Source organism: Legionella sp. ST3F1 (genome assembly GCF_048553315.1).
Classification (GTDB): Bacteria; Pseudomonadota; Gammaproteobacteria; order Legionellales; family Legionellaceae; genus Tatlockia; species Tatlockia donaldsonii.
This window is the reverse complement of record NZ_JBLZIO010000002.1, coordinates 74,187-95,208: the sequence shown is the minus strand read 5'-3', so window position 1 is coordinate 95,208 and position 21,022 is coordinate 74,187. Positions and strand designations below refer to the sequence as shown.

Sequence of the window (21,022 nt, the reverse complement as noted above, 5' to 3'; positions counted from 1 at the left end):
TGTGAGCGCTGAAACAAAGAAAATCAGACTTGAAGCACCAAGATAAGTGAGAGGCTGTTGAGCTTTCGCTAGCTTGAGCACTTATAACCTGATTTTCGAGCATCGCAGCGCAGCATACATACGAGTATGTGAGCAGCGAAGCACAGAAAATCAGGTTATAAGTGCCAAGATAGTAGAAAGCTCAACAGCCTCTAATCGATGGCTGGACCTGCGACAATGATATCAATCACCGGCTCACCGCAGTTTTTGGCAATTTCGGTACGCATTATTGAGTGAAGACGGATAATTTCGTGCCAATCGTTACCTTTGGGAGAGACGGGTTTGCCAACAACCACTTTGATCTTTCCTGGTTTGGCCAGTAAATTATTGCCACGTAAAATTGCGCGTGTTCCCTGCAAGGAAACTGGACACAGGGGTGTCGTTGTTTCAGCTGCAATGATAAAGGCACCTAATTTAAAAGGACGTAATCCGGTAGCGTAGGTAAACGTTCCTTCAGGAAAAATAACAATGGATTGTCCCTGTTGCAGTTCTGCTTCAATCAGGCTTTTATTTTCCAAACTCTTGGTAAAATCCATTCGATCAACCGTTGGATAATTCAATTTTTTAATAAAACTGTTAATGATAGGTACACTTAATAATTCTTTTTTCGCGACGATTGCAATATTTGTCGGCAAAACCGCCACCAACGCAAGCGCATCGACATAGCTGGCATGATTAGCAATATAAATCACCGAACCCAGATCGTTTAAGTTGTTTTTTCCTTCGACAGTGACAGGACAGAAAGTGAGTCTAAAAAAGAGACGAGCAAAAAAATGTACCATTTTAGCGGTATTTTGAGATGAAAAAAGCAGCGAAAGAAACCACATAATGGGCAAAAGAATGACTAGCAAGATAGCTACGTAAAGGCTGTATACTAATCGTCCCAAATAACAAATCCAGCTATAAATTTTTTTACCTACACTAATGCAAGCTAATTTTATCAACTGCAACTTGACTGGCAATTGCTGCTTGCTTAATTTGCCCTCGATATAAGCCTGCTTACAGGCAGAGCGCTGTAGTTTTCCACTTGAGGTTTTGGGGACAGTTCTTGGTGGAACCAAAATGACTATATCAGGGGGTATACCTAATTCCATCGCCATTTTTTCAATAATTTCCGCGCGAATAGCTTGTTGTTTTGCTTTTACCAACTCATAAATTTCAGCAACTACTACCAGTTTTTCAGTCCCTGTACTCGAGTCACTTATGCCAAAAGCTACAGTACATCCTTTGCGAATACTGCTTATCTGATTGAGTATTTCCTCGATCTCTTCCGGATAAATATTACGGCCTGCTTTAATAATTAAGTCTTTTTTACGTCCGGTGATAAACAGTTCTTTATCAGCCAAATAACCTAAATCTCCCGTATCCCACCAGCCATCCCTGAACGCTTTTTGCGTCGCTTGCGGATTATTATAATAACCCTGCATGGCAGAAGGGCCTTTGAATTGTATATTTCCCACTATCCTTTCAGGTAATTCAGCACTTTTATCATCTACGATACGGATGTCATGGTCGGCTAAAACCTCCCCACATCCCACGTACTCAACCGTTTCCTCCCCTTGCGATGCCGGAATTGCCTTATTGTCTTTTTCAAACCATTCACGTTGAATTTTATCGATTCGTGGCACTCGCTTTTTGCCAGGAAACGTTAAACCTACTGTGGCTTCTGCTAAACCATAGACAGGAGCAAAAGACTCAAGCTTAAAACCATAGGGAGAAAATTTCTTGGCGAAACGCTCAAGAGTTTTGGGATTGATTGCTTCCGCACCATTAAAAGCGTACTGCCATGAGCTCAGATCCAAGCCTTCAATTTCATTTGGATTGATCTTTTTAAAGCATAATTCATAGGCAAAATTAGGGCCTCCAGATATTGTTGCGCGATGATAATGTATTGCCCATAGCCAGCGCTCTGGACGGGTCAAAAAGGTAAGGGGGGAGAGAATGGTGACGGGAATACCAAAATAAAGACTACCCAGCCAACTCATCAGCCCCATATCATGATAAAGAGGCAACCAACTCACACTGACATCGGTTGGCTTGATGCCAATGGCCTTCTCTATGGCTCGAATATTTGCCAACATGTTTCTATGAGTTAAAGTGACCCCTTTCGGCTCCCCCGTACTACCTGACGTATATTGAATTAAAGTAATATCATCTGGCTCTATAGCAACAGTGGGTAACTTACCAGTCGATGTTTGTAAATTTTTTACGGTAAGGGCTTTGGTTAAACTGGGTACGAAGGTTTGCAACATGTTGCTGAGAGTTTCCGCGGCAGTAAAAGTTACTAATAAACGAGCTTGTGCGTTACGTAGAATTCCTGCCTCACGTTTTGCATACTCTTCAATACGATCTGCACGAAAAGGTGGGTAGATAGGAACAGGGATGGCGCCTGCCAGTAACACGCCACAAAACGTATAAAAAAAGGCATCACTGGTAGGTAACATAATCGCGACGGTTTCACCCGGTTGAATACCGCGTTGGCATAAACCCCTGGCGACGTTCTCCGCCTCCTTAACCAATTGGCCATATTGAATGATTTGCTCGTTGCCATGCTCATCTTGTAAATAAATATGCGGGCGTTTGGGTTCTTTTTCCGCATAGGTATAAAGCACTTCATAAAGTGATGAAGTGGTAGTCAAGTCAAGGGGTTTTGATTCAAGTACAGGTGAAAATTGCTGATTTTTAGTTCGCAATAAAGTATTAACACTGCCCTCTTTAACCATTTTGATTAAATCACGAAGTGTCACTGCCTCCACCATTGCATTGTCAGGTAAATGAACAAAAAAGGCTTGTTCTATACGATGGAAAAGTTCTACTTTCCCCAGGCTGTCAATACCTAACTCGCGCTCTAAAGACGCATCCAACGTAATAGCCTGTAATGCACGATCGGCCTGGAGCTCACTCAAGAACCCGCGAGTAATGGTCAATAATTGCAGCTCAATTCCCTTATTTGCATTCATGAAATTTACCAGCGCCCTTAGCTACCCTTAAAAACTCTCTATTTTTCAGATAATAATCCACGTCAAAGAGATTTTGCCCTTTGTTTGAGTATAGTTGACTACTATTCATTTCATTATCAAAGAGTCACAACAGGGTCTAAAATAGAAATAGAGCCAAGTACCAGTTATTCCATCTGGTTAAAATAAAAGAATAGGGAAGACGCATCATGATATACAAAAAGATTATGGTGGCCATTGATGGCAGCGATTCCTCCACGCTAGCCTTGCAGGAAGCAATTAAACTAGCTGCTCACGCCAAAGCTCAGCTGCGCCTTGTTCATGTAATTGATGAGAATATCGTTAATTACACAGAGGGTTATATTGATTTTGACACCTTAGCTGCGGCTTACAAACGGCAAGGACAAAAAATTCTAGATCAGGCCAACGCTTTAGTGCGTAAGGCCAAGATCAAATGTGATAATTGCCTCATCGAACTAAAGCTTGAGGGACGCCTTGCAGAAAAAATTGTAGCAGAGGCTGAGCGTTGGCCTGCTGACTTGCTTGTTATTGGGACTCATGGTCGTCGTGGCTTTAGTCATTTATTTTTAGGTAGTGTCGCAGAAAGTGTGATTCGTATTGCCGCCTCGCCTGTTTTACTTATCCGCAGTCAATAAGATCCTTGGCTGCAGACGCCCATGAACTTATCAAGACCTAAAGGATTAAAACCATTCGTTAGCGAATTACAAACCCTAAACGTCCAAACCGGTGCGATGACTCTACCACTATTAAACATGATCACTTATCTTAAAGACCGACTGGCTAGAATAAAACTATTATTCTGTCGATACTAAAGCAGGATTTTCTTCATGGTTGATTCATGAAGAAGAGGATCATCCCTTGCAACCCCCTCTATTCGGATTATACTCATTGACTCATTTTTTAATTAATGGAAAAACAATGTTACGGAAAACCATCTTTGCTTTTATTTTATTGCCTTTATCATGCTGGAGCGCAGGATTTTATGCAGGTGCTGGTGCTGGACCCGATATCATCGATTTTAAAGAATATGCCTTTGTTAAATCCCAAAATACGCCCCCCAATTTTGATGTCTTGGATAAAACCCATAAAACTGGCAAAGGGGTTTTTGGCTCCTTATTTGCAGGCCATGCCTGGCAGCATGGACGCTGGTATATAGCGGCTGAAGCCAATATTAACGTCAGTACGGTTGAATTTGATTCTGCAAATAATGAATATGTTAATAGCAATATTACTGATACAACCTTTGAAATGCCCTATAGCTATAGTTTAAGTGGCTTACCGGGATTCCTCTTTGGCGACAGCACTCTCTTTTACGGTCGTGTGGGTTACACCAATGGGCGCTTTAAAATTACAACCAGAGATAATTCTTTGGCCAGTATTCGCAGGAATCTGGGCGGTTTGCGTGCTGGCTTAGGAATGAATCAAAAAATTAATGAACACCTCGCGGCAAGAATAGAGTACTCTTACCTTCGCTATAAAAAAGTAACATTTGCTGTGCTTGATAATGAGACATTAAAAACAACGACCATTACTCCTACAGGGAATCAGGTCGAATTCGGTTTAATCTATAATTTTGGTTAGCGAAAAAACTTACAAATCGCCCAGTTTGAACTGGGTGATGTCCATCACTGGAGATGTTCCATAAAAGCAGCACAAGGCATTGCGAAACAAATCGGCACGCCTGGGCAATCCCTGTCTGCAATAGGTTGCGACCTGCTCATACACAGCCTGCTTGAAAATATCGGTATCTGCTTCATCTCCATTAAGATTATCGATACTGACTCGAAAGCGATGCCCTGCTGCAACAGAAAGTATCCATTCCATCGCCTGAGGCTTTACCTCCACTGATTGAAATAGTTCTTGCTGTTCTGCTGTGCGCCCGTCCGGCAAATACCAATAACCGAAATCAACCTGCTTTCTACGCGCTTTGCCAGCAATAAACCAATGCGCGCATTCATGCAGAGCACTGCTAAAAAAACCATGCGCAAAAAAAATAGCATGGTAAGAACGTTGCTCGTCAGCCGGCAGATAAATAGGCTCTTCATCACCTTTAACCAGTTGGGTATTATACTTTTCCGAAAAACAGGTATTAAAAATGGTAATTAAATCTTGATAATGATGTACTTTACTACTCATAACGGTGAAATCGGCCTTTTTTTATGCTATTGGGTTCTACTAGAAAATAGGCCTTCATGTCAACCATGAATTGTTATTGGCAGAAAAAACATTATAATGCCATTTCGTTCATTATTACGATGAAAATAACATGGCATCAGTATTGGAATTAGCATTAAGTTATTTTGGAAGAACACAACCAGTTTCTACACCCATCCCTACTCTAGCAATTGATAATCCACTTAATAAGCAACAAATAACTTCAACCAGTTATTTTACTATTGGAGACCAGGCACAAGCATCGAACGGTGTGCTTGCAGTTCATCCAGTTCAGCCTTTTAGTCTAGACCAACATGCTGACTTCATTAAAGGGTGCACCACCTTATTGCAACAAAAGTCAAAAGCACTCAAAGAACTTGATCAAACCATTATGGCTAGTATTGTTCTTGGTGTAGTCGCCTCCAGCTTGTCCTTTCTTCCTCTAGTTGGCTATTTAAGTTGGGCAGGCTGGGGTTCAGCAATGTACCACTTAAGTCAACGCTCTCTTGCCTATGCTGAATATCAAGAAGCATTAAAACTTTCAGTAGCTTGCTGTAATTGGAGTCTTGGCCCACAAGAAGAGCGCGTAAATACGAAGGAAGAGTTACAAAATAGTCCCATCATTCGCAATATGATGGTTACTCTTTACCCGGTTCTTACGCCTATACAAATAAGACACTTAGTTGCAAATGATATTGAAGAAGGCTACATTGCGGAACTCAACCAACATGAGAGTAGTTATAAAGTACCTTCTCTAACCGTATTTTCCCCCTCCCGCGAAACATCTTCTTCTCGTGATGAAAACATCGCTTTAAGTAAAAAAAGCGCTGAATTTAATCGCTGTATATATGGTTTTAACAAGGGTTCACCCATGGATTTCGTCGATGCTTTTGTGTCGTTCCTGCCTGATTTATATAACCTGGCTTGCTATGGTTGCAAACAGGCACAACGCAAGTGGCAAGAATATACCGCTACCCCCAGCCCAGACAATTCAGCTCGGGTCTAATCATCCTGAATGTTGGAGACACCTTCTGCCAGAAGGTGTCTTCTGATCGTTTCAAGACATCATCAAATTAATTCTCAAAACCGAAAAATTTCACCTGCCTTCTTAAGCAGCTGCTATCCTTTAATTAGGTCTGCTCCGTTAGGAAAATGGATGAGAATCTCGGTTTTGAATCATACAGGAATCTTGTTTCTTAGCTTGGTAACCCACGCGGCTTCAGCGCAAACGACCCTGATTAGCAATTACAACCAACTCGTCACTGCCTTGGAGCGTGGTGATGATGTTAAGGCTATTCTCCATTTTGATAAATGCAGTCTTGACCCCAATTCGGCTGCCTCCCATATTCTTCCTAAACTAAAAGGAGCCAGTACCCGATTTAACTTTAATGAATATACCCACTATAAATTACAAGTAGATGATCAACAAAAGGATATTATTGTCACATCTATCACCATGCTGATAGAGCATCCTCACGGCGAATTTTGGAATAATTATGCTCGTCTGCGTATATTTGAAGACAACTCAGCGGAACTCCATGTAGCTTATTACGATCCGCTCACCGATGAAAAACAGTTAGGTATGGATTGGAGTTGCCATTTAAGTAATGGGAAAGATGGGAACGGGATTATGATATTTGACGCGAGCAATTAATCGAGTCATCGACAATTCTTGTGTTTTACCCTGATATCCATTATGTTTTTTTAAATTAGAATGTTTAGGGATAAAAATATGAAATTGAGTTCTTTTAACCGACTGAAAAAAATATTTTTTTGTTTATTGGTGCTGAACTGTTATCTTGGTAATGCTTATTCTGGCCAATCCCAAAAACCAATTAGTTGCCAACAAGAGTACGCTCTCTGTACCTCGGCCGCTTGCGTACCAGATCCAAGACATCCACGTTATGCACTTTGCACCTGCGTTGTTAAAAAGGACATTAGCCTGGGATTTACTTCTTGTGATAAACGAGAGCCCAAAATTAATAAATACAAAATTAAACGTATTCGCTCTTCCTTTTCCTTTGCTCAATTTGATCAAAAGAAAGGCATGATGTGCCCTGAAGGCTCACCATGGACTGATTGCCTTGATTCTCCTTGTACCGTCAGCCCCAGAAACCCCAGTCAAGCCATCTGTAGTTGTAAAATCCATCATAAAAAACCATTCTTCACTTTGGGTGGCGATTGCAATACTTCCAGTTGTGCAACAGGATATTGGTCAGGCACTACCAAGGCGAATAGTACTCTCCTGAGAAATACCTTATTGGAAAAACTTAATATGAATAAAGATCCCTGGCCCTATGCAGCCTGTCCCAGTGCGACTACCAAAAATTAAGTAATGGGTTGAACCCATTACTTAATTACTTACAATCAACACGATGGATTGTTAAGTAATAATCAAGTTGCCATCAATTCATGCAACCTATACCATACTGGTTTTGATGGCTCCTTTATTGAAACCGCTTATGCACAAGCTTCCTGTAAACCAGACTAGTTTAAAAATACCTGTACATCCCTTACTGACTGCTTATGTAGAAAGTATTACGCTTGAAACAGCAAAAGATACTCTCTCTGCCTCTCCCTACAAAGTCTTACCCGATTTATTTGCTGTAATGGGTTTTCAATACCATGGATCACTTTTTTTGCTCATGGATGGCAAAAAAACCTTACTTAAACGCTGCGGTATCAGTGGTCTACAGACAAGTTTTAAAGAATTCCAGCCAGAACATGAACAAACAACAACCTTATTAATCAAATTTTATCCTTGGGCAATCCCTTTATTGCTCAAAGAATCGGCTTATCATTTGCATGATCAAGCCATTGGCTTAGCGGAACTTATTGGTTATAACAACATGGATTTACTGGAAGAAGAATTACTAAATGCACAGAATACGTCGGATTTAGCAGACATCATGCAGACCTTTCTCATCCAGTTACATTCAGCCAACACTAAGAAATCACCAAAAACAGCCGTTATTTCGCTGGCCAAAGAAATAATGGCCAATCCGCTAATCAATTCTGTAAACAACTTAGCGACATACTACGGTTATAGTACTCGAACGCTGGAGCGTCATTTTAAGGAAATGATTGGCATAAGCCCCAAAAAATTTTTGCAGGTTAAACGCTTTCAGCAAGCTTTCAAGCAATTACAAACTGGTTTGCCGCTTAGTAACATTTTTACTAATGACTATTATTACGATCAATCTCACTTTATTCATGAATTCAGACAATTTTCCGGCTGCACGCCAGGCGAAATTCTCTGTTACTGATTTGTCGTGTTCTTCCAATACATTCTCTTAGACCTCTTCTAAACTGGTTTTGTTATTTATTACCTGGAGAATGAAATGAAACCATCAACTGAGGCAATCGCTTTTATTAAACAATCTCTCGAGGGCTGCTTTAATAACACCATAATTTTCCCTGAACATGTTAAAACGCTCGCTGAAATGGGAGTCATTCGCTATGAGGTCGACTTGCAAGCCAATCGCATACACTATTATTTCAACGATAAAACCACTCACATGGAAGAAATAGCTCTTAACCAGGCACCAATGAGCAATCATTTTGATAAAGAATCAGTACAAAAAACCATCTCTGCTATTCAGCAACAAATGATTGATTATCCAACTTTCCTTAAGCGTATTGTGGCCGCAGGAACTCAACAGTATATCGTTGATATTATTGCACAACAGGTCATTTACCTAGGCAAAGAAGAACAACTGATTGAGGATTTTCCAAAAATAGAAAAAAAGCAGTCGATTCATTGTGAATAACGTTCAAATGATAATGCAGGTTCTCCCTGCATTTTACTCGCCAATTGAGTAATGACTGACAACCCCTCTCAATGACCGCCGTTCGGATCAATGGTCTCAAACAGTTCTGCGTTGTCGCTATAGTCAATCGGCACATCTATCAATACCGGTTTCTGCTGTGCCATCGCTTCCTCAAAAATATCCTGAAACGCTTCTGGCTTCGTCAATTCCAAACCAATAGCCCCGAACGCAGCAGCAAAATCAGGGATATTAACCTGTCCCAACGTGACACCACTGATGCGATGGTATTTCATCAATTCTTGTTCTAAAACCATATTGTAACTTCCATCACGCCAGATAAAATGGATGAAATGCAATTTTTCCCGCACAGCTGTTTCTAATTCCATGGCGCTAAATAAAAAACCTCCATCTCCGGAAATTGACACGACCTTTTCGTTGGGGAGAGCGTAATTGCTGGCAATCGCCCAAGGTAGGGCAACTCCCAGGGTTTGCTGACCATTACTAAATAATAATTGATGTGGGCGGAAAGAAAAAAAATACCGTGCCATCCACATATACACGGTACCAATGTCACAACATACTGTTGTTGAATCATCAACCGCCTGCCTTAATTCATAGATGAAACGTAAAGGATGAATGGGTGAAGCCGTGTAGTTTTTTCCTGAATCAATTTTATCAAGTAAGGATTGACGGGAATGAACTATTTTATGGCTTAATGCTCGTTCACGTTTTTCCAGATGGGAAATCAGACTATTAATATTCGTTGCAATATCGCCTAATACCTCACAGGCAGGATGATAAGAGAGATGGATATCACAAGCATGGTAATCGATATGAACTACTGTTTTTTTATTGGAGGCATTCCAAATTTCTGGATCATATTCAACGGGGTTATAACCTATTGTGATTACCACATCAGCAAGATCCAGCAATTGATCTCCGGGCTGATTTTTAAATAACCCTACTCGCCCCACAAAAAGATCAACATACTCCTTCGACACGACACCAGCTGCTTGATAAGTGCCGATTAAAGCAAAAGGATGTTTTTTGAGTAAAGTTCGAATCGCCCTGGCATTATTTTGGCGACTTGATTCCATACCGAGTAAAATGACTGGTTGCTTCGCCTGATTGATTAAGGCAGCAGCTCTTGCGATTAGCGCTTTTGGCGCCTCACCATATTCTGGTGCAACAATGCCAGGAATCGGTTTACAATCAGTACTGTCATTCAACACATCTTGCGGCAAACTGATAAAACAGGCCCCACTGGAAGGAGTAAGAGCCGTACGAAATGCGTTAGCGACAATTTCCGGGATATTATCAACCCAATGGGCTTCAACACTGCTCTTAGTCACTGCCTCCATCAATTTAACGTTGTTAGTCCCTTGATGGGATTGCTTCAGGCTCATTGACCGGGCTACATTACCGCCGATCGCGATTACTGGGTCACCTTCTGTGGTTGCCGTCAGCAACCCAGTGGCAAGGTTAGCAACGCCAGGTCCAGAGGTCACTAAAACAACACCAGGTTTTCCAGTCAAACGGCCATAGGCTGCTGCAATAAATGCCGCATTTTGCTCATGCCGACAGACAATCAGTTTAATACGAGAATCAACCAAGGCATTGAATACTGCATCAATTTTAGCACCAGGAATTCCAAATACGTACTCTACACCTTGCTCTTCCAAGCATTTAACGAGTAATTGACCGCCTGTCATTTTTGCCATGAAAGATTCCTTCTTTTCAATCCATTAAAGCAAATAGTGATAACTCTCTTTATAGCACTAGCCAGAAAGGCGCGCAAACCTGTAAAGGTGTTTGACAGTACCAGGTAGAAAGAGGTGGCAATTATTGATAACCCAATTAAGGCTGCAGGCTTTTTTTAATTTCGGCTTCGGTATCAATAGGATCTAAATCACTCTCTTCATTTTTTTTAATTTCGAGCGGCATATCATTAGGATCATTATTATTCTCGTAACTATCCTGCACACGCATTTCCCTGATCACACTTTGATCTGCTTCCTGCGAGGAGTCAGCCGTATTGGCTATGCCAGCCTCATTTTTTCGCAATAATTCGGCTAATTGTTTGGGATAGACAGGAATAGGCATGGTAACTCTCAAAAAGAAAACAATTTTTTTTAGTATAGTTTCATTCTACAAATTTTGCTTCTATTTTGCACAACAACAGACCGGTACTGAACTAAGCGTTCACGTAAATTTACCTAGGTGGTACCCGGCTTTAAAGGATCAAGACGCACGCAATAACCTTTTTTAAGTAGAAGAAAATACTGGTAGCTGAAACGAGTAACAATATTCCTTCATCAGGGATATTTAAAATATATCTTGATTTTTTTTTGGTCATACTATTAAATCCACACGCACTTAATAATCAGGAGGTAGATTTAGATGTTAGGTTTTTTTAACCAAAAAAGTGCCTGGCGTGCTGGAATGCAGGCTTATCATGCACTCGTTTTCACTTATGCAGCTTATGATCTCTATATGAATCCAGCGTCCTTGGCTGAAAATGGCATGACCATGTTTGTTAGCACCCTATCTGGCTTGAGTTTAACAGAACATAATAGTGTCTTTACTGATCTTGGTGCAGCAGCACTCAACACCACCCAGATAGGCGCTGTTTATCAAGGTGTTACATCAGCTTGTACACTTGCCCCAGGATTATTCAATGCGGTGAAAGCCGTTGGTAATTTGGTGAGTGCGGGAGTTTCTGTCCTCACAAGTTGTCCGGATGAGCCAAGTCGGGATGAGTCAAGTACGCCAAGTGCTAAATTTAATTAACATTCGCCAAACAACGTTAACCGGCAGGCTCAAATAGTGTGTCCATATATTTTTTAGCCTGCTGAATACAGAGTTGCTTTTCGTCATTAAAAATCCATTTAGGTGCATTCCGTGCTTCTGTAATGAGATGATCGGTGAACACGACTTTATTTTTTAAAGCATAGGATAGAATTAAGGCAAAACGACATTTGGCGGTTAAAGAAGAGTTGATGGAATCGACGATGTTGCCTATTTGCTGGCACATATGCTGTAACGTATTGAATGGGCTCACGTAATTTGCAAGAGAAAGCCGAGTACTGTTGTTATACCCCATGAGTCCTCTGTTATTAAAAGTCAGGCGCAACCCATTCGCTATTTCTCTTCGAATCACTTCAATCTTGGTAAGAAAAAAACTGTACTCAACCTCGTTAGCCGGAATGATATCCATCAAAAAAAGAACGATGGGCTGCTGAACTTCCACAATATTTTCAATCATGTAGGACAGTTCCACATAAAATCTTCCTTCATCGTATAACCTAGGTAAATGTATTGGCCCTAGGTTCGGAATTAGCAACTGGCACATGCTATCAACATGGGGAGAATCCTAATGGGAGACCTTTACGACGGTGCATCTTAGCAATGTGGGTAATCGTTGAATATACCAAATTACCATAATTACCCTATTGATTACCCTAGATCTCTAGGAGTAAGGATTTTTTGATTAATTGCGCTAAATTACGTGCTTGCATTTTGAGCATAATTTTCCGACGATGCAATTCGACGGTGGAGATAGCGATATCTAACTCCACTGCAATTTGTTTATTTAAATAACCGTCAACAACTAAATGCATTACCTGGCGCTCTCGTTCAGTTAACAAGGCAAACTGTTTGGCTACCTCAGTCATTTGCTGATAGTTTCGATTAACCTCGTTTTTGCTGGCCAATATAGTCTGGATTTTTTCGAGTAAAAATTGTTCATTAAAGGGTTTCGTTATGAATTCTTTGGCTCCGATTTGCATTGCTTGCACCGCCATAGGAATATCTCCGTGCCCGGTAATCATAATAACAGGAGGGCAATGGCTGCGCTGACATAATAATTTGAGTACCTCCATACCACTCATGGCTGGCATCCGTACATCCAATAGAACACAACCCTCTTCGAGCTTATCGGAATGCGCAAGAAACTCGTAAGGATTAAGAAATGTTTTGACTGCCAGCTTTACAGATTTTAAAAGCCATTCCAGTGCATTTGCGACATCCAGATCATCTTCAACAATATATACAGTACTAGCCATTATTTGCTTCCACAATGTAAGGGAGGCTAAATCTGCATATAGCACCTTCGTCAATGAGGTTATTTTCTATATACAATGCGCCGCCATGTGCTTTGATGATATTACGGCAAATAGATAACCCCACTCCCATGCCATATTCTTTCGTGCTATAAAATGGAGTAAATAAATTTTCAACAACATTTTGCGAGATACCTGGCCCGTTATCCATAATATAAACATTGATCTCATCGTTAGCTGTCTCTATTTTGATAGTTAACGTGGGTTGCCGAGTGTTGGACTCTAACATAGCCTCAAGGGCATTATTAATAAGATTTAAAAATACTTGTTTGATTTGATTAGAATCCAGGATGACCTTTGTTAGGTTTTTATCAAAATCATAATTTACGATTACGACAAAATCGAATGAAAAACGCGCTATTTTGACTGCATTTTCTGCTACTGAAGCTAAATCAACTGGCTCATAATGCAGCTCCCCATGGGTAACAAAACGCTTAATACGCTTGATAATCTTACCCATCAAATCAACCTGTTTGAGCGCAGCTTCTAAAACATTAGTCAGTTCTTCTTTATCAATATCATTCTGTTTTAAGCGGCGTATACTGCCGCTGAGGTAAGTGTTAGTAACGAGTAGTGGCTGAGAAATTTCGTGGGTTAACGTTGATGCAACCTCTCCTAACACATAGCAACGTGATAAGCGCGTAAGCGTAGTTTGCTGCCGTCGCGCCAATTCTTGAATATTCTTTTGATCGGTAATAAAACACCAGGTACCAATCATTTTAATTGGTTTTCCAGCCGCATCGCGGATATAACGACCACGTGCAGCAACCCATTCATAGCGACCATTCATGAGTCGAATGCGAAACTCGGCATTGTAATCATCCTGCTGAACAAAGGCTTCTTCCAACTCATTTACAATACGTTCGCGATCATCCGGATGCAATCGTGTCAGAAAATGGTTTAATCGCCCAATTTCCCCCTTGTAATCACCTAAAATAGATAACGACTCTGAATAGCCAAAATCAATGACGTCGTCTGAGACGAGATCCCACTCCCAGATATTTAATCTACCCGCATCTAACAACTCTCTAATGTGTTCATAAGAGATTTCAAATGGCGGAGGATCAGCCACTGTGCATTTTGAGCATTTATTTATGGTTTTCATAATTACTCAATATAGAAAAAATCTAATTATATCAATAAATTAAACAAATTGACACAAGTTTGCTCGTGGTGGTTTCTTAATTATCAAGGCTGAATCGTCTGATTAGTGGTTTACCCAGATAAAAGAACTTAATACTATATGATGATTCAAGATGAAACAAATATTGTCTCATGACAGACGATTAATACTTTAAAATATTAATCGAGCTAGCTATCGTTGACAGCCATCTTAAGTCTAAACTAAGACAATCACAACGCTTTAAGGAAAATGATATGAAAAAGCCAGTCTGTGTTGTTGTAGGCGTTGGTCCAGGCAATGGAGCTGCTTTTGCAGCTTGTTTTAGCAAGCAAAACTATAAGGTCGCCCTATTGGCACGTACAAGTGATTTTACCACTAAACTTGCGCTTGAACTGACAGACGCACAGGCCTATGAATGTGATGTCAGTGATAGTAACTCCATCCAACAGACTTTTAATAAAATCACCAACGAACTAGGGGAAATTGATAGTGTCATCTATAACGCTGGCTCAGGAAGTTGGGGAAATATTGAAGAAATTAAGCCAGAGGCGTTTGAAGCCAGTTGGCGTGTTAATACCTTAGGTTTATTCACTATCAGCCAGACTGTCATTCCCGAGATGAAGAAAAAAGGCCACGGCAACATTATTGTCATTGGTGCAACTGCCTCTAGACGTGGAGGAATTAATACGGCAGCCTTTGCCTCTGCCAAAGCTGCCCAACGAAGCCTTACAGAATCGATGGCCAAATATTTATGGCCTTTGGGCATTCATGTTGCTCTGGTCATAATAGATGGTATCGTCGATTTACCCAACACACGGCAGCATATGCCAGATAAAGCAGATGATTTTTTTGTTAAACCGAATGATGTGGCAAACACCATTTTTTGGCTGACCCAACAACCTCCTTCAGCATGGTCTTTTGAAGTTGAAGCACGTCCTTTTGGGGAAACCTGGTAGAAAAAGAGAGGTAGGATTAAATTGAACTTCATTTTATTAGATAAAAAATGATCAAACTTTTGGCTGACATTGGGGTGATAATCACCGCTATTTTACATCTCTGGTTTTTCATCCTCGAATTCTTTCTCTGGAAAAAACCGTTGGGTCGTAAAATTTTCCGAACACAGCCAGAGTTTGCTTTTCAATCAGCGCCACTTGCAGCCAACCAAGGTATTTATAATGGCTTTTTAAGTGCAGGCCTTATCTGGGGCTTACTATCCCCCGATCCCATAGAAGCATTTCATGTAAAACTTTTCTTCTTAAGTTGTGCTTTCATTGCTGGCATTGCCGGAGGGGTTCTCGTTCATTTAAGAATACTATTTATTCAAGCTCTGCCGGCCTTGATTACCTTGCTATTATTACTGATGCAATGACAAGGCCCTCCCCCGGGCTGAAGGTTTAGCTTGAGTGGTTCTGACCTATTTTGAGGGAGTCAGTTGATGAATAGAGCCCACCTGCACGGAATTATCCTTTCCAGGCCAATCGGCTAATAACCTGTAATAACCAGTGTAAAAAAGCTCTTTCATGAAAAATCTAAGGTATACTAATGATATTAGAAGTCTTTTTGGAATTTTCTTGAATACGTTTCCCTTTGATATTTATAAGTATATTGCAGCCAGTAATGGGCGTGGCTTGGGTGAAGTTGCTTTGACTTTTGCTTTACTTATTATGGGGTTAATTATTTTACAGGTTGCTCTAAGCAATCACTATTGGCCCCTATTCATTCTCATCATTCCACTTGCCTTTCTATTTACCCGCCTCTTTGTTCTTCAGCATGATTTAGGTCATGGGAATCTTTTTAAAAAGAGAAAATATAATGATTGGGTTGGGGTTTTTACCGGAATTATCCTTTTTACACCTTATTTTTATTGGCGCAAAGCCCATGCTATTCACCATGCCAATGGTGGTAATGCAGATAACAGGCCCTGGGTAGGGGACATAAAACTTCTCACCGTTAGAGAATACGAAGCAAAAAGTCGTTGGGGTAAATTGGTTTATCGGTTATATCGAAATAGCTTCGTCATGTTTTTTCTCGGCTGGATTTATGTCTTTGGGATTGATCAGCGTTTTTTTCGTAAACGCAAAGGCTTTGGTAAAAAAGAGCATCGAAGCGTCATAATCACCAATTTAGGTATTGTTTTTCTTTACGGTCCTATCATTGCCATTGCAGGTCTGAAGTTTTTTTTAATAGCCATCCTATTACCCCAATGGCTTGCTGGTGCCTTGGGAATTTATTTGTTCTATGTACAACATAATTTTAAACATAGATATTTTGTTTCAAGTAGAGAATGGAATTTGCGTGATTCAGCATTAAAAGGAAGTACCTTCTATGATTTACCCCAACCATTCAAGTGGCTGACAGCCAATATTGGTTACCACCACATCCATACCTTGGCACCTAAAATTCCCTTTTATAAATTAGCAAAATGCCATAAAGAGAATGACTGTTTCAGTGCCGTATCCAAGTTGGGATTAAAAAATACCAAAGAGTTGATATCTCTCAAGCTCTACGATGAAGAAATGAAACAGATGATCACCTGGAAAGAATACAAAGCACACGTGGCTAATCTTCGCCAGCAACATTGAAATACGACGTTCACATTAACTTATCTGGTATCAGCAAAACAGCGAGCGGCCAGTAAAACCGCTCACTGCTGCCAAAGCAAACTGTAAGGTCCAAGAAAACAACATTTATTGATTGGACTTATTGTCTTTTTTCTCACTGTCCAAACTTTTAATGCTGTCGACAAAACATTTCGTTTCCCCACGCCAGGGAGCCACAAACTCTTCACAATGATAGCTAAGAATAACATGCTCATTATTTTGCATTGCACGCTCAGCCTGCTCAACAAGTTCAGATTTAAACTGTCCCAAGGTGAAGTGGAATTCTCGGCCCGTAGCACCGGTCGCATTATCAAGGCCGCCGCGTATCATTTCTCCTTCATAGGTTCCCCAATAGCGGCCTTCTTTGGCAACCTTCACAATAATTCCCGATTTCTGGCCTGATTTGGTTGTCCAGCATCCGGTTAATAGGCAGGTACTCATGATGAGTATAGAAAATAACATTTTTTTATTCATAGCGCTCAACTCCCAAAGGACGCACTCTATCCAATTTTCAATTTTTACACTAGCCACTACGATAAAGCCAGCCAGCACGATTTATTGTTAATCTAAAATCGAATGACTTATAATCAGCTTAGTTTAAGTTAGTTCGCTGTTCCATCTGCAACCTCAGTAAACAGCCCCGGCATCCACAATAACCGCTCTTATGACAAGCTTATGGAAACACAAAAAAAGATTTCTGCCATTTATACCGTAAAACACGAATTTCTTCATGAGTTTTGCCAAGAAATAGAAGAAGTTTCTCAGGTTATCGAAGATTTAGTATTTTCCCCTGTGAAAAAACTTAACGTATGTTTTGCCCAGGATATTTGGTTAGATCCCCATCTTGTAAAATTTCAATCCATTTCAGAAGCAGTCAAAATTCTTCGCCAGGCTGGTCATTTTTGGTACTTACATCCTATTGCCAACATAAGACGATCGCGTTTAATTGAAGAACAACTACGGAAAAGTCCTTCTCTAATACGCGATTTTCCAGTCCAAACCGAGATTCCAGCTATAGGTAGTTTCAGTCTTTTAGATCAAAACACCTTAATCTACAGTCATAAGCGCCTCAAGAAATGGCCAGATGGAACGTGCTTTTTTAACGAAGACAAAACAAATCCACCCAATCGAGCCTATCTGAAGTTATGGGAAGCACTTACCCTGTTAGAGGAATATCCTAAAGCAGGAGACTCCGTATTGGACTTGGGTGCATCACCTGGCGGTTGGACCTATGTAATGCAATCCTTAGGCGCCAATGTTACTGCCGTTGATAAAGCTTTATTGGATACCAAAATTGCCCGTCTTCCCCGGGTGAGTTTTTTACAACAAAGTGCATTTTCATTAGAGCCCGCCAAATTAGAGCAAACTTATGATTGGGTCCTGTCAGACGTGGCCTGCTACCCTGACCGGGCTTATGCACTTGTTATGAAATGGATAGCCTCTGGTAAGGCAAAACAAATGATTTTTACCATAAAATTACAAGGAAAAACTGATTTAGCTACCATTAGACAGTTCCAAGAGATACCCAATTCCCGCATCGTTAATCTGTTTTATAACAAGCACGAAGCGACCTTTTTTTATCCCTGGTTGTCAAAGCCAGAGGAGCCTTGAGAGGACCCCATAGTTTGATTCTAAATTAATTACAGTGCAAAAAAATCTAAAAAATGATAAAATTGCGCAAATTAATAATTTATTGATCAATAAAAAAACAAAAATAACAGAATTGACGTAACCGTTCAAAGTTGAAAATTTGATTTTAATTCAAGAGGAGTCGTTTACCTCAATGAACGATGAAATTAAATTTTAACGAAGAATCGGCTTTTTGCGTAAATTCTCACCAAATTACCGTTTAGAGGCAATGTCATGTTAGATGTACGAAATATCAGTATGGATTTTGGCAAAAAATCTTTATTCCAAGAAGTGGATTTAATCTTGTTGCCTTCACAACGCTACGGAGTTGTTGGTGCCAATGGAACAGGCAAATCCACTTTTTTAAAGATTTTAGCGGGCGAGGAAACCTCGACACAGGGCACTGTCGAAAAAGCGAAAAATCTTAACATTGGCATTCTGAAGCAAGATCATTTCCGCTATGAAAATGACCGTCTTATCGATGTGGTGATCCGTGGAAATTCAATTTTATGGGAAGCCCTCGAAGAGAAAGATAAACTCTATTCGCAAGAAGATTTCACCGAGCAAGACGGTTATCGCCTCAGTGAATTAGAAGAAATTGTTATGCATCAGGGCGGGTATGAAGCAGAATCTACGGCGAGAAATTTATTACTGGGCCTGGGTATTGCTGAGAAATTTCATTACGGCCCTTTGAGTGCCTTATCTGGGGGTTACAAATTACGTGTTTTGTTGGCTCAGGTTCTTTATCAAAAGCCGGACATTATGTTACTGGATGAACCCACAAACCATTTGGACATTTTATCGATTGCCTGGTTAGAGCAATTCTTAAAAACCAATTTCAAAGGCCTATTGATTTTTATTTCGCATGATAGAGGCTTTCTCAATAATGTATCTACAAATATTCTTGATATTGACTATGATACTATCCTCGATTACCCGGGGAATTACGACAAATTTTGTTTAACCAAAGAAGAGCGATTAATTCTCAAACAAAGTGAGTTAAAGAACCAAGAAAAGAAAATTGAAGCACTACAAGGGTTTGTTGATCGTTTTGGAGCAAAGGCAAGCAAAGCCAGCCAAGCCGCTTCACGCCAAAAAATGATTGATCGTATCGAGTTAGTTGAGATAAAAGACTCCAATATTTTTAAACCTTATTTTAATTTTCAACAAAAAAATCCCTCCGGTAAGGTAGTACTGGTTGTAGAAGACCTTCATAAAAAATTTGACGAAAAAGTATTATTAAAGAAAGTATCCTTCAATATAGCAAGAGGCGATAAATGTGCCATCATCGGCCCGAATGGGATCGGTAAATCAACCTTATTAAAAATTTTATTGAATGAACTTAAATCCGATCAAGGCAATTTTGAATGGAATGAAACAGCCAAAATAGGTTATTTTGCTCAGGATTATCACAACCAGTTGGCAACAGAACAAACCATATTGCAATGGATGGAAAGTCATATTGCTGCCCCCGAGCAAGAAATCAGGAAAGTGTTAGGACAAGTATTATTTCGCGGTTCAGATGTCGATAAAAAGATTGCGATGTTAAGTGGTGGTGAATCCGCACGCTTGATTTTGGCCAAGCTGATTTTAGAAAAAAATAATGTGCTTATCTTCGATGAACCAACAAACCATTTGGATCTTGAGTCCATTGATGCACTGAGCGAAGCAATACAAGCCTTCCCAGGGGCAGTGCTCTTTGTTAGCCATAATCGCTATTTTATTGATCGTATTTCAACTCGCGTATTGGTATTAACAGAGCAATATGGCGTACAAAATTATTTGGGTAATTATCATGATTACCTCGAGCAATTTGGCAAAGATTATCTGACAACCGCTTAGAATTTGAGTAAACCCATTACTGAGTAAAACAAACCATTTGTTTTGCTCAGTGATTAGTTAACTCGCTGTCCCCCACAGGCGGAAACCACGGCATACAAGATATCGTACGTCTTAATACTTCCTGAGCATGCAGCATTAACGCAGAGAATTTCTGTTGACAGGTTTTTCAACAAGAGATAAACCGCTTCTGAGCGCATACCACAGTACAATGCCTGGATCAGCGTTTACAGTGTCCTCATTGCTTTTCAATCGGCCAGAACTGACCGCTGAAGAAACTGGAATCTTTTTCATTGTATTTATGGTGTGACGATGGCTTAAAATTGCGCGTTTTTTTGCTCTGCGCTTTTTCATTGAGTATTTTAATTTGCATAATAACCGTTTCTTTTTAGCTGCCATCTTAATTTTGGGCGCAGCATAAAGAGTCAGCAGATATAATTCTTGCTGTAAACGAGCAAGTAACACTCTTTTGAGATTATTATTTTTAAGATTGCTTGTTACTTGCTCCAGATGATTCTTGAGATTCTGTTTTTCAATCGCTTGCTTTTCCTTAAAGAAACCTAATTTACCTAAATACATACAACCTCCTTGTATTCGCTAACAAACAATTGCCATTCCTTGGCTGGGTATTTTCTCAGGTAATTATTAGTTAATAGTAGACGATTTTTAAGCTGTCAACCTTTTGAAAAAACAAGATGTATTTTTTGTGAACAATTAAAAATAGAGGTAACGCCTCGTATTATCCCTCGTTTTGAGAGATAACATGGGG

General features: G+C 40.2%; 22 protein-coding genes. 13 read left to right on the top strand and 9 right to left on the bottom strand.

Features of this window, described 5'->3' with window-relative positions; translation table 11 throughout:
• Positions 1-191: 191 nt before the first annotated feature.
• Entirely contained in the window at positions 192-2,999 is a 2,808-nt protein-coding gene (locus ACN4Z1_RS02625; protein WP_228362969.1) for an AMP-binding protein, read from the bottom strand.
• Positions 3,000-3,205: 206 nt separating this feature from the next.
• Here ACN4Z1_RS02625 and ACN4Z1_RS02620 point away from each other — a divergent pair, with 206 nt between their 5' ends.
• The gene (locus tag ACN4Z1_RS02620; RefSeq protein WP_181879389.1) at positions 3,206-3,652 is read left to right on the top strand and encodes a universal stress protein; all 447 of its coding nucleotides are present in this window, start codon (positions 3,206-3,208) and stop codon (positions 3,650-3,652) included.
• A gap of 283 nt (positions 3,653-3,935) precedes the next feature.
• The gene (locus ACN4Z1_RS02615; RefSeq protein ID WP_228362970.1) at positions 3,936-4,598 is read left to right on the top strand and encodes an outer membrane protein; all 663 of its coding nucleotides are present in this window, start codon (positions 3,936-3,938) and stop codon (positions 4,596-4,598) included.
• Positions 4,599-4,607: 9 nt separating this feature from the next.
• Here the strand turns inward: ACN4Z1_RS02615 and ACN4Z1_RS02610 are convergent, their stop codons facing one another.
• The gene (locus ACN4Z1_RS02610) at positions 4,608-5,153 is read right to left on the bottom strand and encodes an elongation factor P hydroxylase (RefSeq protein ID WP_058447095.1); all 546 of its coding nucleotides are present in this window, start codon (positions 5,151-5,153) and stop codon (positions 4,608-4,610) included.
• 130 nt (positions 5,154-5,283) lie between these two features.
• On the opposite strand from ACN4Z1_RS02610, the gene ACN4Z1_RS02605 reads away from it, so the two are divergent.
• The 5 genes from ACN4Z1_RS02605 (at position 5,284) to ACN4Z1_RS02585 (ending at position 8,941) form a co-directional block, all read left to right on the top strand.
• Positions 5,284-6,177, top strand: coding sequence for a hypothetical protein (locus tag ACN4Z1_RS02605; protein WP_228362971.1), 894 nt, complete (start codon positions 5,284-5,286; stop codon positions 6,175-6,177).
• A 150-nt stretch (positions 6,178-6,327) separates the two neighbouring features.
• Positions 6,328-6,825 (top strand): hypothetical protein, encoded by a 498-nt coding sequence (locus ACN4Z1_RS02600; protein ID WP_228362972.1) that lies wholly within the window; start codon positions 6,328-6,330, stop codon positions 6,823-6,825.
• A 78-nt stretch (positions 6,826-6,903) separates the two neighbouring features.
• Positions 6,904-7,503, top strand: coding sequence for a hypothetical protein (locus ACN4Z1_RS02595; protein WP_228362973.1), 600 nt, complete (start codon positions 6,904-6,906; stop codon positions 7,501-7,503).
• A gap of 130 nt (positions 7,504-7,633) precedes the next feature.
• Positions 7,634-8,437, top strand: coding sequence for a helix-turn-helix domain-containing protein (locus tag ACN4Z1_RS02590; RefSeq protein ID WP_228362974.1), 804 nt, complete (start codon positions 7,634-7,636; stop codon positions 8,435-8,437).
• 75 nt (positions 8,438-8,512) lie between these two features.
• Complete coding sequence (locus ACN4Z1_RS02585) at positions 8,513-8,941, top strand: DUF1398 family protein (RefSeq protein ID WP_228362975.1); 429 nt, start codon at positions 8,513-8,515, stop codon at positions 8,939-8,941.
• 68 nt (positions 8,942-9,009) lie between these two features.
• Here ACN4Z1_RS02585 and alsS read toward each other — a convergent pair whose 3' ends face one another.
• Both alsS and ACN4Z1_RS02575 read right to left on the bottom strand, forming a co-directional pair.
• On the bottom strand, positions 9,010-10,662 hold the full coding sequence (gene alsS, locus ACN4Z1_RS02580) for an acetolactate synthase AlsS (protein WP_228362976.1): 1,653 nt from the start codon (positions 10,660-10,662) through the stop codon (positions 9,010-9,012).
• A gap of 136 nt (positions 10,663-10,798) precedes the next feature.
• Positions 10,799-11,044 carry a hypothetical protein gene (locus ACN4Z1_RS02575; RefSeq protein WP_115221973.1) on the bottom strand — a complete coding sequence of 82 codons (246 nt, stop codon included), beginning with the start codon at positions 11,042-11,044 and terminating at the stop codon, positions 10,799-10,801.
• A 297-nt stretch (positions 11,045-11,341) separates the two neighbouring features.
• Here ACN4Z1_RS02575 and ACN4Z1_RS02570 point away from each other — a divergent pair, with 297 nt between their 5' ends.
• Complete coding sequence (locus tag ACN4Z1_RS02570; protein WP_115221974.1) at positions 11,342-11,731, top strand: hypothetical protein; 390 nt, start codon at positions 11,342-11,344, stop codon at positions 11,729-11,731.
• A 16-nt stretch (positions 11,732-11,747) separates the two neighbouring features.
• On the opposite strand, the gene ACN4Z1_RS02565 is transcribed toward ACN4Z1_RS02570, so the two are convergent.
• The 3 genes from ACN4Z1_RS02565 to ACN4Z1_RS02555 all read right to left on the bottom strand — a co-directional run bounded on the left by ACN4Z1_RS02565 (position 11,748) and on the right by ACN4Z1_RS02555 (position 14,167).
• A complete protein-coding gene (locus ACN4Z1_RS02565; RefSeq protein ID WP_228362977.1) occupies positions 11,748-12,206 on the bottom strand; it encodes a hypothetical protein in 459 nt (152 codons plus the stop codon).
• 196 nt (positions 12,207-12,402) lie between these two features.
• Positions 12,403-13,005, bottom strand: coding sequence for a response regulator transcription factor (locus ACN4Z1_RS02560; RefSeq protein WP_115221976.1), 603 nt, complete (start codon positions 13,003-13,005; stop codon positions 12,403-12,405).
• Positions 12,998-14,167 (bottom strand): sensor histidine kinase, encoded by a 1,170-nt coding sequence (locus ACN4Z1_RS02555; RefSeq protein ID WP_228362978.1) that lies wholly within the window; start codon positions 14,165-14,167, stop codon positions 12,998-13,000. The genes ACN4Z1_RS02560 and ACN4Z1_RS02555 overlap by 8 nt, the downstream gene beginning before the upstream one ends.
• A gap of 272 nt (positions 14,168-14,439) precedes the next feature.
• Between ACN4Z1_RS02555 and ACN4Z1_RS02550 the strand changes: the two genes are divergently transcribed.
• The 3 genes from ACN4Z1_RS02550 to ACN4Z1_RS02540 all read left to right on the top strand — a co-directional run bounded on the left by ACN4Z1_RS02550 (position 14,440) and on the right by ACN4Z1_RS02540 (position 16,767).
• Complete coding sequence (locus tag ACN4Z1_RS02550; RefSeq protein WP_228362979.1) at positions 14,440-15,141, top strand: SDR family NAD(P)-dependent oxidoreductase; 702 nt, start codon at positions 14,440-14,442, stop codon at positions 15,139-15,141.
• 47 nt (positions 15,142-15,188) lie between these two features.
• Positions 15,189-15,554 carry a DUF1304 domain-containing protein gene (locus tag ACN4Z1_RS02545; RefSeq protein ID WP_228362980.1) on the top strand — a complete coding sequence of 122 codons (366 nt, stop codon included), beginning with the start codon at positions 15,189-15,191 and terminating at the stop codon, positions 15,552-15,554.
• Positions 15,555-15,756: 202 nt separating this feature from the next.
• Positions 15,757-16,767, top strand: coding sequence for a fatty acid desaturase (locus tag ACN4Z1_RS02540; protein WP_419423037.1), 1,011 nt, complete (start codon positions 15,757-15,759; stop codon positions 16,765-16,767).
• Between the two features lie 105 nt (positions 16,768-16,872).
• Here the strand turns inward: ACN4Z1_RS02540 and ACN4Z1_RS02535 are convergent, their stop codons facing one another.
• Positions 16,873-17,259 carry a hypothetical protein gene (locus ACN4Z1_RS02535; RefSeq protein WP_115221980.1) on the bottom strand — a complete coding sequence of 129 codons (387 nt, stop codon included), beginning with the start codon at positions 17,257-17,259 and terminating at the stop codon, positions 16,873-16,875.
• A gap of 201 nt (positions 17,260-17,460) precedes the next feature.
• Between ACN4Z1_RS02535 and ACN4Z1_RS02530 the strand changes: the two genes are divergently transcribed.
• Positions 17,461-18,396, top strand: coding sequence for an SAM-dependent methyltransferase (locus ACN4Z1_RS02530; protein ID WP_228362982.1), 936 nt, complete (start codon positions 17,461-17,463; stop codon positions 18,394-18,396).
• A 252-nt stretch (positions 18,397-18,648) separates the two neighbouring features.
• Positions 18,649-20,256: an ABC-F family ATP-binding cassette domain-containing protein gene (locus ACN4Z1_RS02525; RefSeq protein WP_228362983.1), complete on the top strand. Its 1,608-nt coding sequence runs from the start codon at positions 18,649-18,651 to the stop codon at positions 20,254-20,256.
• Positions 20,257-20,391: 135 nt separating this feature from the next.
• On the opposite strand, the gene ACN4Z1_RS02520 is transcribed toward ACN4Z1_RS02525, so the two are convergent.
• Positions 20,392-20,832, bottom strand: coding sequence for a hypothetical protein (locus ACN4Z1_RS02520; RefSeq protein WP_228362984.1), 441 nt, complete (start codon positions 20,830-20,832; stop codon positions 20,392-20,394).
• Positions 20,833-21,022 lie beyond the last annotated feature (190 nt).